This window comes from Morganella sp. EGD-HP17, from assembly GCF_000512315.2.
GTDB classification, from domain to species: domain Bacteria; phylum Pseudomonadota; class Gammaproteobacteria; order Enterobacterales; family Enterobacteriaceae; genus Morganella; species Morganella morganii.
Genome location: NZ_AZRH01000014.1, coordinates 95,507 through 109,475, shown reverse-complemented (window position 1 = coordinate 109,475; position 13,969 = coordinate 95,507). Strand labels below are relative to the sequence as shown.

Genomic DNA, 13,969 nt, shown 5'->3' with positions numbered 1-13,969 from the left:
AACGGCCTGAACCCGCGTTCTGTGCGGGTTCTTTATTTCTGTTCTCTGCTTATTTTGCCTGTTTCGACCGCAGTACCGTCAGGCAGTGGCGTAGTTTTTCATCCAGCGGTGCCTGAAGGCGCATCGCCTCGCCGGTGGACGGATGGGTAAAGGCAAGTGCCGCCGCATGTAAAAACAGCCGGTTAAGCCCTGTCCCTTTCAGCTGAGCATCAAACTGCGCATCACCGTAACGGTTATCAAAGGCAATAGGATGCCCTGCATGCAGTGTGTGCACACGAATCTGATGTGTGCGCCCGGTGACCGGACTGGCTTTGACCAGCGTGGCAGCCTCAAACCGCTCCTCCACTTTAAAGCGTGTTTCCGATGGCTTGCCTTCCGGGCTGACTTTCACCACGCGCTCGCCGCTCTGGAGAATATTTTTCAGCAGCGGTGCCTGCACCACTTTTACTGAAGATTGCCACTGGCCGCGCACCAGTGCCAGATAATCTTTCTGCATCTGTTTCAGACGCAGCTGCTCATGCAGTGCCCGCAGCGCGGAACGTTTTTTAGCGATCAGCAGAATACCGGAAGTATCGCGGTCAAGCCGGTGCACCAGTTCCAGGAAACGCGCCTCCGGACGCAGCGCCCGCATTGCCTCAATCACACCGAAACTCAGACCGCTGCCGCCGTGTACCGCCGTACCCGCCGGTTTATTAATCACCAGAATATGATCATCTTCATACAATACGCACTCTGCGAGTGCAGAAACCTTATCCAGTTTCGCCGACACCGGGGCATCGTTTTTCTCAGCCACACGCACCGGCGGGATACGGATGCTGTCCCCGTCCGCGATTTTGTATTCCGGCTTAATCCGGCCTTTATTGACACGCACTTCCCCTTTACGGATGATGCGGTAAATCATGCTCTTCGGCACCCCTTTGAGGCGCGCGAGCAGGAAATTATCAATACGCTGGCCGGCTTCATCGCCGGACACAACAACAAATTGAACTGTCTGATTATCAGTTTTCATGAAACGGGGGGCTATCCTCTGAACCGTTGCTCCGTAAACCGGTATATTTTTCCGGTGAAACAGGCGGCAAATGTGCATCAATGTTTTACGCGGCTATTTTCCCATTTTTTCCGGAAAAAGACCAAGGATTAACGTCATTAACAAATTTCTGCATAATTTTCACCGAAACATGCAATGTCACCTTGCTATAACCACACCGGCAATGGAATAATGCATGCGCCGATTTTGGCAAAACAGATATTTTATCTTTGTCTGACCGATGACAACGCAGCAATGGCGTAAGACGTTATTTCCGGTCAGATAATCAGCGGGCTGCGGGTTGCAGCTTACCGGGCCGGTATCGCGTATAAACGTGATTTTCAGCCGGCAACGGGGATTCAGACAAGACTGAACCTCACCGACACAATTTGCACCTCTATACGATCGACAGCCGAGAGGCTGACGGTGCGGTAAAAGCCACGAGGTCATCGGTTCCGGTAGCAACGAAATTGCCCGCAGCGCACTAATTAAATGAAAAAATTGAGTAACTTATAATGAAAAGAATGTTAATCAACGCAACTCAGCAGGAAGAGTTGCGTGTTGCCCTTGTCGACGGGCAGCGCTTGTATGATCTGGATATCGAAAGCCCCGGTCACGAACAAAAAAAAGCAAACATCTATAAAGGGAAAATCACCCGTATTGAACCGAGTTTAGAAGCTGCTTTTGTTGACTATGGCGCAGAGCGTCACGGTTTCCTTCCCGTCAAAGAAATTGCCCGCGAGTATTTCCCTGCTAATTACCACGCTTCCGGCCGCCCGAATATCAAAGATGTCCTGAGAGAAGGTCAGGAAGTCATTGTTCAGGTGGACAAAGAAGAGCGCGGTAATAAAGGGGCTGCACTCACCACCTTTATCAGCCTGGCCGGCAGCTATCTGGTTCTGATGCCGAATAACCCGCGTGCCGGGGGGATCTCCCGCCGTATCGAAGGGGATGACCGCACCGAGCTGAAAGAAGCCCTGTCTGCCCTGGATATCCCGGATGGAATGGGTCTGATTGTCCGCACCGCCGGTGTCGGTAAATCAGCCGATGCCCTGCGCTGGGATCTCGAGTACCGTATCAAGCACTGGGAAGCCATCAAAAAAGTTGCTGAAGGCCGCCCTGCACCGTTCCTGATCCATCAGGAAAGTAATGTTATCGTCCGCGCGTTCCGTGATTACCTGCGCCCGGACATCGGTGAGATCCTCATCGATAACCCGAAAATTCTGGAACTGGCACGTAAGCACATCACTGCTATCGGCCGTGCGGATTTTGCCAGCAAAATTAAACTGTATCAGGGCGAAGTGCCGCTGTTCAGTCACTATCAGATTGAGTCGCAGATTGAATCCGCTTTCCAGCGCGAAGTCCGTCTGCCGTCCGGCGGTGCGATTGTTATCGACACCACCGAAGCCCTGACTGCTATCGATATCAACTCATCCCGCTCAACGCGCGGCGGTGATATCGAAGAAACTGCCTTTAACACCAACCTGGAAGCGGCGGATGAAATCGCCCGCCAGCTGCGCCTGCGTGACCTCGGCGGCCTGATTGTTATCGACTTTATCGATATGACCCCGGTCCGTCATCAGCGCGAAGTGGAAAACCGCATGCGCGAAGCTGTCCGTCAGGATCGCGCCCGTATCCAGATTGGCCGCATTTCCCGCTTTGGTCTGCTGGAGATGTCCCGTCAGCGTCTGAGCCCGTCACTGGGTGAATCAAGCCATCATGTGTGTCCGCGATGCAGCGGCACCGGGACTGTGCGTGATAACGAATCACTGGCGCTCTCCATTCTGCGTCTGATTGAAGAAGAAGCGCTGAAAGAGAATACCCATCAGGTACATGCAATTGTGCCGGTACCGGTCGCCTCTTATCTGCTGAACGAAAAACGCCAGGCTGTCAGTGCGATTGAAGCACGTCAGGCCGGTGTCAGCGTGATTATCGTGCCGAACAACCAGATGGAAACCCCGCACTTCCGTGTGGTCCGTGTCCGTAAAGGTGATGAAATCGGTACCCTGAGCTACCGCCTGCCGGAGAAATACGAAGCGGAATCCGCTGCCGGTGAAGAAGAGGAAACTCAGGAACGCCGTGCACCGGAACAACCGGCTATCAATGCCTTTGCTATCACATCCGATGCACCGGTACCGGCACAGACTGCCGCCACCCGCAAACCGGAAAGCAAACGCGATAACCGTCAGGATAAGCAGGCACCTGCGGCTTCTGAAGGTGGCTTCTTCAGCCGTCTCATCAAAAAACTGTTCGGCTCCGCACCTGCTGTGCAGGAAGAAACTGAACAGAAAGAGAAAAAACAAACTAACGACAACAACCGCCGCAGCGGGAATGATCGTAACAAACAGCGCCGTAACCGCCGTGACCGTAATGATCGCAACGGCGAGCGTACCGAGCGTGCTGACCGTCCTGAGCGCAGTGAACGCAGTGACAACGAATCGCGCAACAAACGCGATCGCGATACTGTGAATGAGCCGCGTAAAGGCCGTAATCAGAATACACCGAACGAAGATCTGACACCGGAAGAACTGGCCGCCCGCGAAGCACAGCAGCAGTTACGCCGTGAACAGCGTGCAGAGCGTCAGCGCCGCCGTCAGGACGAAAAACGTGTCCAGCAGGATGCGAAAAAACTGCGCGCCCAGCAGGAAGATCAGGATGCACTGAACAATGACGGCAATACGGAAGATGATGATGCACCGACACCGGTTCGTCAGCGCCGTACCCGCCGTCAGCTGAACGGTTCTGTCCGTATCACTGATGGTGAAACACAGACTAAACCGGCTGTTGCAGCACCGGTTCCGGTTATTATCGATAATGCACCAGTGGCAGTTGCTGCGGATACCGACGTACCGGCAGCGGCTGAAAACAATGGTGATGAGGCACACAGTGATAACATCCTGCCGCGCCGCTCCCGCCGTTCACCGCGTCATCTGCGTGTGAGTGGTCAGCGCCGCCGCCGTTACCGTGAAGACCGTCAGCTGACGCAGTCTCCGGTTCCGCTGGAAATGGCTGTGTTCTCCCCTGAACTGGCTTCCGGTAAAGTGTGGATCCAGTATCCGGTTGTGGCACCTGCTGCACAGGCAGAACAGGAAATCGCAGCTGAGACACCGGAAATCACCGAAACAACAGCTGTGATTACCGAAACCGCCGTTGTTGCTCAGGTGATGGCTGAAACTACAGAAACCACCGTTGTGGCAGAACAGTTCTCTCTGACTGTCGCATCTGAGGCTCCTCAGGTCACTGCTCCGGAAGAAACACCGGTTGCGGATACTGCTACTGAATCTGTACCGGCAGAAGAGCCTGTACAGGAAACCGCTGACATTATCGCTGATGAGCCTGTTGTGACTGACGTGATTGTTACTGAGCCTGTTGCTGTCACAGAACCTGTTGCACCGGTTGTTGTTGCAGAACCGGAAGTTATTGCAGAGCCTGAGCCGGTTGTTGTGGCTGAACCTGTTACCGCACCGGTTGCGGCTCCGGTTACTGAAACAACTGTCGTTGCTGCCGGCCGTCATGCTTATTCACCGATGACCAAAGCCCCTGCTCCGGCAACCACCGGCGAAGCCTTTGTTATCACCGAATACCAGCGTGAAGCCCGTGAAACCTATGCGCTGCACGGTGCAGGCGGTCATGCGGCCACCAACCATGCTGCATCAGAGCCGTCAAAAACTCTGCTCTGATAATCCGCACTGAACTGAAAATGGCTCCCCCGGGAGCCATTTTTTTATCTTTTGTCATAAAAAAAACCGCGAATATTCAATTCACGGTTTCTGCTGTTCAGTCTGTGCGATTACTTAATATCTTTGATATCGCCCATCGCGTTGAGTTCTCTGGAGATTTCGCGGCGCTCTTTTGACAGATCCGCATTCTTGATGATGTACTCATCCACACGATCTTCATAGTCACTGCGCATATTGGCAATGATAGCCTGGATATCTTCAATGGACATGCCCGGCTTGATGTATTCACTCAGGTTATCAAGCAGAAGTACACGTTTCTGGTTATCACGAATTTTCTTTTCGTTGTCAGTTATTTCACGCAGTATTTTGTTTTTACGGCGAAACATACGAACGAACTCCAGGACATTGTGAAAGGAAGGCTTGGTTGTGTTGTCCATTATTCTACCCTTAGTCATATCTGAAATGTGATTCATTAAACAATACAGGTTAACCATGACCGCCGACAAGCAATTCCGCCGGTTTTCTGCGGTTTTCTTCAGTGTAGCGTATTTCTGAGCGGAATTGTTTCAGCAGATGTAAATTCCGCACAAAATCCCGTTATTTTATGCTGAAACCCGGCTATCCCGTTCTCCGGAACATTCACCGGCGAAATTGGTATTTTTTCCCCGATTTGCTACCCTGTAGCCCATCATTTATCAGAAAACGGGCCATACGGTGTCTTCAGCACAATTTTTCTTTCACGATTACGAAACCTTCGGGCAGGATCCTGCCGGTGACCGCCCGGCGCAGTTTGCCGGTGTCCGCACAGACAGTGAATTCAATATTATCGCCGACCCGGTAATCGCCTACTGCGCCCCGGCGGATGATTATCTGCCGCAGCCCGCTGCGGTGATGATAACCGGTATCACGCCGCAGGAAGCCCTGCAGAAAGGGGTTAATGAAGCGCAGTTTGCTAAGCTGATTCATGACACCTTTACACAGCCGGACACCTGTATTCTCGGCTATAACAGCATTCGTTTTGATGATGAAGTCACCCGTAATATTTTCTACCGGAATTTTTACGACCCGTATGCCTACAGCTGGATGAACCGCAATTCCCGCTGGGATCTGATCGATATCACCCGCGCCTGCTATGCGCTGCGTCCGGACGGTACAAACTGGCCGGAGAATGACGAAGGACTGCCGAGCTTTAAGCTGGAACACCTGACTGCCGCCAACGGTATCGCTCATGAAAATGCCCACGATGCGATGGCGGATGTGTATGCCACCATTGCCATGGCAAAACAGCTGCGTGGTGCACAGCCGCGTCTGTTCGATTATTTTTTCACTCTGCGCGATAAACGCAAACTCGCGGCACTGATTGATATTCCGTCCATGAAACCGCTGGTGCATATCTCCGGAATGTTCGGGGCTGTCCGTGCCAATACCAGCCTGGTGGCCCCGCTGGCATGGCATCCGGATAACCGCAATGCCGTGATTATGTGTGATCTCGCCGGTGACCTGACCCCGCTGCTGACGCTGGATGCGGATACGCTGCGCGAACACCTGTACACCCGCCGTGATGAACTGCCGGAAGACGCGTCCCCGGTACCGCTCAAACTGGTGCATATCAATAAGTGCCCGATCCTGGCACCGGAAAATACCCTGCGCCCGCAGGATGCACAGCGTATCGGGCTGGATAAAGACCTGTGTGCCCGTAATGCAGAGTTGCTGCATCAGCATCCGGAGATCCGCGAAAAAGTCGTGGCAGTGTTCGCACAACCACGTGAGTTTCCGCCGCAGAATGATGTGGATCGCATGATTTATCAGGGCTTTTTCAGTGATTCGGATAAAGCGGCCATGACGATTATCCGCGAAACGGATCCAAAGAATCTGCCGGCACTGGCGCTGAGTTACCAGGATGCCCGTCTGCCGGAGTTACTGTTCCGCTACCGCGCCCGGAATTTCCCCGGCACACTGGATGAGCATGAGCAGCAGCGCTGGCTTGCCCATCGCCGTGAGGTCTTTAATCAGGATAATTTAACCCGTTATTTTGAGCAGATTGGTGAAATGATGCAGGAATATCAGCATGATGCAAACAAGACAGAATTACTGAAGAAGCTGGTGCAGTACGCGCAGCACCTGGCGCAGTAATCAGAACAGACTGCCGGGAGGGAGACTCCCGGCAGTGAAATCATCCCGCTTTATTGGCGGTATAGAATACCCGGCACAGGGATTCCCTGTACTTCGGACAAACAGAGACCAGCCGCGTGCGGCTCTCTGTATCCCGCCCCAGTTCTTTCAGCACCCCTTTGGTGATCAGTGAATCCGCACTGCTGTGCTTAATGCCGATACTGACATTTTCACCACGGGCATTCAGGATATACACAATCAGCGCCCGCTCATCCGTGCTGAGGTTATGCAGCACCTCTGCTTTATGGCACTTGACCGGAACCGCTTTGCCGAAGGCATTCTTGAGTCTTTTAAACATAATCATCAGTAAACAGGGAGAAAAGCTGATTATAGTGAATTTAATCCCTTATTAACATTACTGATTATACTTTCCGCAGCCACATCCTTCGTGCCCTTCCCCCCAATATTTTAATTTACTGGTTTTGCCCAGTCCCGGGTTCAGGGTGTTGGTCGGATCGGTGGCTTTATAGAAGGCTTTCAGCTGAGGTTTCGCTTTATACAGATGGCCGACATTATGCTCTGCCGGATATTCCGCCCCGCGCGTGTTCAGGATTTCCAGCATTTCCTCTTTCAGCGCATGCGGATCCACGCCTTTCTTCACAATATAGTCCTGATGGAAAACGTGGCATAAAAAATGTCCGTAGTAGAGTTTATGCACCAGTTTGCTCTCAATTTCCGGCGGCAAAACTTCCAGCCACGCCTGGTCATTACGGCGCAGTGCAATATCCAGTGCGAGGATATCTTCCACTTTGCTGCTGTTTACCGCGTGATAGCGGATGGCGGCACCGGCGGCCACAAAGCGGTGCAGGAAAGCATCCGCCCCCTCTTTGGCATCACACTCAAAGAAAGCACCCTCTGCATTGTCAAAGAAAGTGCTCAGCCAGTTACGGGCTTCATCAATCCCCTCTCCGGCCATTTTCAGCATCAGGTGATGCTCATATTTATCGCGGTACTCTTCCATCCGGCGCGGCAGATGGTTCGGCCACAGATGACTGAATAACTGCATTGTGCGGTCAATCAGATTTTTCGGCAGCAGCGGGATTTTATTGAAAACAGCATCCATCCGCCCTTTGATTGTGAACAGCTTCGGCATTTTTTCAGTGCCGAGTTTATCAATCATCAGGAAGCTGTCTTTGCCGTAGACTTTTGCGATGTCATAACATTCGCGGTGCATATATTCACCGGCCACCGGCAGATGCTCAAACTCCGCGAGAATATGACGGCGGATATCTTCCAGCACAGAAGGCGTATTGGTGCCGATATAGAAAACTTTACTCTCTCCCTGAGACGGGAAGGTATCAAGGCGCACTGCAAACACCACCAGCTTACCGGCACAGCCGGAGGCTTCAAACAGGCGGCGTTCGTCGGCGTTGAAACGGGATGGGGTGTCCGCATCCACATCACGGATACGCTGATGATAATCATGGTCAGAGGCCGGTTTATCCGTGTCCTCAATATCCGCATCCTGATACTGCCGGTATTCCAGACAATTCAGAATTTCTTCCGGCGTGGATCCTAAATCAATCCCCAGATGGTTAACCAGTTCTGCGCTGCCGTCCGCATTAACGCGGCCGTACAGCGCCAGTTCGGTATAAGCGGGACCGCGCTGCACCAGTGAACCACCGGAGTTATTACAAATCCCGCCGACCACGGAAGCCCCGATACAGGAAGAACCGATCACTGAATGCGGCTCACGACCCAGCGGTTTCAGGACTTTTTCCAGGTGCCACAGGGTGCTGCCCGGCAGTGCCACTACCTGCTGCTGTTTTGTCAGTACCTGAATTTTATCCAGGCGCAGTGTGCTGATAATAATAATTTCGCGGTCATAATCATCCCCGCTCGGGGTGGAGCCTTCGGTCAGACCGGTATTGGCCGCCTGCATGATCACAATTCTGTCAGCTTCAACAGCGGCTTTAAACACCTGCCACAGTTCATACAGCGTGCCCGGGAACACCACCGCCAGCGCGCTGCCTTCTCCGGAACGGAAGCCTTTGCGGTATCGCTCCGTCTTACGCGGCTCTGTTAAAATGTGTTTGTGACTGACAATATCTGTCAGTGCCTGAATAAGACGTGCGCCGTCAGGTTGTTGATTGTTGATCATACTTTACCCCGATTCAGATTACTTATTGTTCATTAAGTAATTATGCCTCTTATCTTATTTATAATACAAATACTATTTTTAACAAATTTAACAGATTAACCACGAATCCGGCTTATCTGAACAGGTTGATCAGCAGCGTCACCATCATAATCCCGACTGTCAGGATCAGGATTTTACGGACAATTTCTCCGTTGGTGCGGATAGCATGCTGGCTGCCGAGGTGATTCCCGAGCAGACTGGCGGCGATCATCGGGATACTGAGCAGGAACGCGATATGCCCGGCCATAATAAAGGCGACCAGTCCGCCGGCATTTGATGCCAGGTTAAAGATTTTCGAGGTCGCGGAGGATTTCAGTAAATCGAGGTTATTGATCAGAAACAGACAGATAATAAAGATACTGCCGGTACCCGGCCCGAAAAAGCCGTCATAGAAACCGACAATAAAGCAGGTGAAAAAGACCAGCCATACAGATTTGCGCACGGCGCTGCCCTGTTGTGCACCACCGAGTTTTCCTTTAAAAAAGGCCGCCAGCAGGCCGATCGGCAGCATACAGATAATAATATAGGTAATCGTTTCAGACGGCAGATATATAATCGCTTTCGCGCCCACCCAGGCCCCGAAGAACGATGAAATAATCCCGGCCGGAATTATCTGCCAGTAAACCGATTTGTTTTTAATGAAATTAGAAATGGCCGCCAGCGTACCGACAGAGCTCACCAGTTTTTCCTGTCCCAGCGCCATATGCGGCGGCAGACCGGTCAGCATAAAGGCCGGGATCAGAATCAGCCCTGCACCGCCGGCAATGGAATCAATATATCCGGCCACAAAAGAGGCGATGACCAGCAGTGCCAGTCCCGCATAAAAATAGTCTGCCATCAGACTGTGCTCAATATACATCTGCATCCCTTAATTATTATCATTTTCTATACTTTCAGAGGGTTACTATACGCGATTACACATAAAAAAACGGCGCACAGCATCAAACTGTGCGCCGTTTTCACGACATAACTGCTTAAAGACTTACTGTTCCGGCATCTGCGGCATCGGACGGCGGAAACGGCGGGTCAGCCATAACATATAGATCAGACCCAGTGCACCCCAGCTCAGACCCAGTTCCATCGATTTCGCATCGAGGTTGAACCAGAGCACGGTCACTGTCGCGGCACCGATAATCGGCAGCAGCAGATAGTTGATCTGGTCGCCCAGCGTCTTGTTACGGCGCTCGCGGATGTAGAACTGTGAAATCACAGACAGGTTAACGAAAGTGAACGCCACCAGTGCCCCGAAGTTAATCAGCGCGGTTGCGGTAACCAGATCAAACCAGACTGCACTCAGCGCCAGCACACCCACCAGCAGCACGTTCAGTGCCGGGGTACGCCATTTCGGATGCACGTAGCCGAAGAATTTCTCCGGGAACACGCCGTCACGGCCCATCACATACATCAGACGGGATACCCCTGCCTGTGCCGCCATACCGGAAGCCAGTACGGTCACGCAGGAGAACACCAGAATGATGGACTGGAAGAAGGCACCGGCCACCATGTACATAATTTCAGGCTGTGACTCTTCCGGATTGTTGAAACGGGATACATCCGGGAAATAGAGCTGCAGGAAATAAGACACCGCGATAAAGATCAGACCACCAATCAGTGCGGTCAGGAAAATCGCTTTCGGGATCACTTTCCCGGCATTCGGTGTTTCTTCTGACAGTGAGCTGATACCGTCAAATCCTAAGAAGGAGAAGCACAGTATGGTCGCCCCGCTTATCATCGGGATCAGTTCCGCATCAATGGAAGCAAACGGACGGAAGGAGAGCAGCGTACCCGCCCCTTCACCCGCAGACACACCACGGACCAGCAGACCGACAAACACAATCATCACAGCAACCTGTACCAGTACAATCCCGGTATTGAGGTTTGCCACAACATTGATGCCGCGCAGGTTAAATAATGTCATCAGGAAAACCAGACCCGCGACGAAAATCCATGGCGGACAGTCAGGGAAGATTGCCTGAAGATAAATTTTTGCCAGCAGAATGTTGATCATCGGCATGAACAGGTAGTCCAGCAGCGATGACCAGCCAACCATAAAGCCGATATGCGGACTCATGGATTTCTGGGCATAAGTATACGCCGAGCCTGCGGACGGGAACCGTTTAACCAGTTTGCCGTAACTCAGCGCAGTAAAAAGAATGGCTGTCAGTGCGATAGCATAAGAGGTCGCAACATGACCGCTGGTAATTTCGGACACAATCCCGAACGTATCAAAGATAGTCATCGGCTGCAGGTACGCAAGCCCCATCATGACAACCTGAACGAGGGTAAGTGTTTTTGCGAGTTGTACGCGGTTATTGGCAGCTGTACGATTCAGGCCAATATCGAGGGTAGTATTATGCGACATGAGCGAATCCCCCCGTAACACCGACAATCATACTGATACTACTATCAGATGGCGTGTTACCGGGAAGACTTCGCATCTGCCTGTAGGCAGTGAAGTAAGAAGGGGTTTGGAGTGCTGAGCAGGAGCGCCGTGCTCCGTAGTCGTCGTTGCAGCAGCCAGCGCCGATTGGCACAGGTGCAAAAGTGAAAAATTGCGCCATTTATCGCATCCTCATACCGGTGTTTATCGTCCGGTGTAATTCAGTAAACAGTTATCCGGCCTATCGGCCCCTTTTTTTGTCGGTGACAATATTTTAGTGCAAAAAAAAAACCGATGCGTATAAATGCATCAGTTATTTTTTTGGATGGCGCATTCTGCACCCCTCAGTCATAAATTTCAAGCTTTGTTCGCCCTGATCCGGTAATTTTTTTACATACTGCTTTACCGGCAGAATTTCTGTGATGAAACTTTGAATATTTATAGCTGAAACGTTAAAAAATCCGGCTGTTCGTGTGTTTTCCAGTCACTCTGCCTGCCATAAAAAAACACGACGCCCTGAAAAGGACGCCGTGTTTCGGCACATAATAATGAATGATGGTTACATCAGAAGTTATAATTCAGACCGATATTGTAACGACGGCCGTCAAGTGTGGCACCGTAGTTTTCATTATTGATACGGCGATCCAGCACGTTATACACACCCGCCACAAAGTTCAGGTCTTTATTCAGCTGATAGCTGCCGCCGACATCCACCGTGGCATAAGAACCGGTTCCTGTAGCCATACTGGTGCGGGACAGATAATCGGAGGTTTTGCCGCGGAAGTTAATCCGGCTCCAGGTTTTGATATCCTGCGTGGTATCCCAGTTCAGCGTGGCGTTAGCCATATGTTTCGGCATCTTATTCAGCGCTTTGCCTTTGAAAGCACCACTCTTCTGCTCGGAATCGGTGAAGGTATAGTTCGCTGTCAGATCCACAGACTCGACAATCTGCCAGTTCATAATCGCTTCCACACCGCGCATATTGGCTTTATCGACGTTGATACGGTCACTGATGAAATCGTAGGTTTTGTTATCCGGATCTTTTTCCGTACAGATAGTATCGGTTCCTGTACCACAACGGCGGATTTCGGTGATCTTATCTTTAAAGTCAGTGTTAAAGACAGTCAGGCTCATATTGAGATTATCCTGATTATTCCACAGCACACTGATCTCTTCGGTGACACTTTTCTCCGGTTTCAGATCCGGGTTACCGAAAATAACACCGTTCAGACTGCCGCCGCCGGTCACCTGACCCCATGAAGCCGTTGCCTGGCGCAGATCAGGTGAACGGTAACCGGTGGACACGCCACCTTTCACTGTCCAGCTCTCATCCAGATGCCACACACCGTAAACACGCGGCGTCCAGTGCGTACCGAAGTTTTCATCCTTATCCATACGCAGACCGCCGGTCAGGGTGAAATCATTGGTCAGCGCCCAGTCATCCTCTGCAAACAGCGCCCAGCTGTAGCGGTCAAGTTTATTGCCGGCTAATTTATTGCCCTGATCTTTCAGCTCTTCGAAACGGTACTGACCGCCGAGGCTCAACATATGGTCGCCGAGCGGCATAACAGTCTGGTTACGGGCGATAGTGTCGTAATACTCCATATTACGGCCCGGGTTTTTGGTTTCATTACGCTGAACATAGCTGTTCATGCTGCCCCAGTCATAGTTACCGTCATGAGTAATCGCATACTGCGACATCTCATACTTGCTGAAGCTGCTCTCTTTGCTGCGCGCAGAGGCACTTTTCCCGAGACGGGAATCGCGGTGCTGATTATCTTTTTTGAAATCAAAATCGATGCTGTTCTGCTCATCCGGCGTTAATGTCAGTGTACCGCCGCCGCTGGTCATGATCTGACGGTTAAAGCCGTTCGCGAAATTATCTTCACCGCGATGGGAATACTGGCCATTCACTTTCATACTCAGCAGGTTATCCACCAGCGGACCGGCGGCAAAGAAGCTGCCCTGCCCGGTGTTACCGCTGTCTTTGCGTTCGGTAATGGTTGCATCTGTCCGGACGCTCGCATGCCACTCACCCTGCGCTTTCCGCGTGATAATATTGATAACCCCACCCATGGCATCCGAACCATACAGTGAAGACATCGGTCCGCGCACCACTTCAATGCGATCAATCGCAGTCAGCGGCGGCAACCATCCCTGTTCAATTCCGGAGTTATCACTATTAGGGCGCGTTTCGCGGCTGGCAACCCGTTTCCCGTCCACGAGGATCATGGTGTACTTCGGATCCATCCCGCGGATACTGATATCTGACGAGCTGCCGCCGCCGGTGACCACAACACCCGGCACATCTTTCAGGGCATCAGTCACATCGCGGTAGGCTTTATCTTCCAGTTGTTCGCGTGAAACAACGGAAATAGTCGCCGCAGCATCCTCAATTTTCTGCTGGAAGCCGGATGCGGTGGTAACCACAATCACGTCTTCTTTATTTGCAGCCTGAGCAGCCATCACCTGAGCGGCGAGTGCTGCCATAACACATACCGCCACTTTTCTTTTTGAAAAAATAACCATTCTTTTGATTCTCCAAGAGATAATATATTTATGGACAATCG

9 protein-coding genes are annotated in these 13,969 nt (G+C 51.7%); 2 read left to right on the top strand and 7 right to left on the bottom strand.

The genetic code is table 11. The annotated features are described in order from the left end of the window. Positions 1 to 49 precede the first annotated feature (49 nt). Positions 50 to 1,009, bottom strand: coding sequence for a 23S rRNA pseudouridine(955/2504/2580) synthase RluC (gene rluC, locus X965_RS14835; protein WP_004238062.1), 960 nt, complete (start codon positions 1,007 to 1,009; stop codon positions 50 to 52). Between the two features lie 533 nt (positions 1,010 to 1,542). Between rluC and rne the strand changes: the two genes are divergently transcribed. Then, positions 1,543 to 4,707, top strand: coding sequence for a ribonuclease E (gene rne, locus X965_RS14830; protein ID WP_036418637.1), 3,165 nt, complete (start codon positions 1,543 to 1,545; stop codon positions 4,705 to 4,707). A gap of 110 nt (positions 4,708 to 4,817) precedes the next feature. Here the strand turns inward: rne and tmaR are convergent, their stop codons facing one another. Next, positions 4,818 to 5,144: a PTS system regulator TmaR gene (gene tmaR, locus X965_RS14825; protein WP_036418634.1), complete on the bottom strand. Its 327-nt coding sequence runs from the start codon at positions 5,142 to 5,144 to the stop codon at positions 4,818 to 4,820. 277 nt (positions 5,145 to 5,421) lie between these two features. On the opposite strand from tmaR, the gene sbcB reads away from it, so the two are divergent. Next, positions 5,422 to 6,840 carry an exodeoxyribonuclease I gene (sbcB, locus tag X965_RS14820; protein ID WP_036418631.1) on the top strand — a complete coding sequence of 473 codons (1,419 nt, stop codon included), beginning with the start codon at positions 5,422 to 5,424 and terminating at the stop codon, positions 6,838 to 6,840. 40 nt (positions 6,841 to 6,880) lie between these two features. Here the strand turns inward: sbcB and X965_RS14815 are convergent, their stop codons facing one another. The 5 genes from X965_RS14815 to X965_RS14795 form a co-directional block, all read right to left on the bottom strand. Further along, positions 6,881 to 7,177, bottom strand: a complete 297-nt coding sequence (locus X965_RS14815) for a hypothetical protein (RefSeq protein WP_225902840.1) — start codon at positions 7,175 to 7,177, stop codon at positions 6,881 to 6,883. A 57-nt stretch (positions 7,178 to 7,234) separates the two neighbouring features. Further along, positions 7,235 to 8,980: a D-lactate dehydrogenase gene (gene dld, locus X965_RS14810; protein ID WP_004238055.1), complete on the bottom strand. Its 1,746-nt coding sequence runs from the start codon at positions 8,978 to 8,980 to the stop codon at positions 7,235 to 7,237. A gap of 112 nt (positions 8,981 to 9,092) precedes the next feature. After that, positions 9,093 to 9,878 carry a TSUP family transporter gene (locus X965_RS14805; protein ID WP_004238053.1) on the bottom strand — a complete coding sequence of 262 codons (786 nt, stop codon included), beginning with the start codon at positions 9,876 to 9,878 and terminating at the stop codon, positions 9,093 to 9,095. Positions 9,879 to 10,001: 123 nt separating this feature from the next. Next, positions 10,002 to 11,381 carry an APC family permease gene (locus X965_RS14800; RefSeq protein WP_004240658.1) on the bottom strand — a complete coding sequence of 460 codons (1,380 nt, stop codon included), beginning with the start codon at positions 11,379 to 11,381 and terminating at the stop codon, positions 10,002 to 10,004. A 582-nt stretch (positions 11,382 to 11,963) separates the two neighbouring features. Continuing rightward, positions 11,964 to 13,928: a ligand-gated channel protein gene (locus X965_RS14795; protein WP_032098687.1), complete on the bottom strand. Its 1,965-nt coding sequence runs from the start codon at positions 13,926 to 13,928 to the stop codon at positions 11,964 to 11,966. Between the last annotated feature and the right edge of the window lie 41 nt (positions 13,929 to 13,969).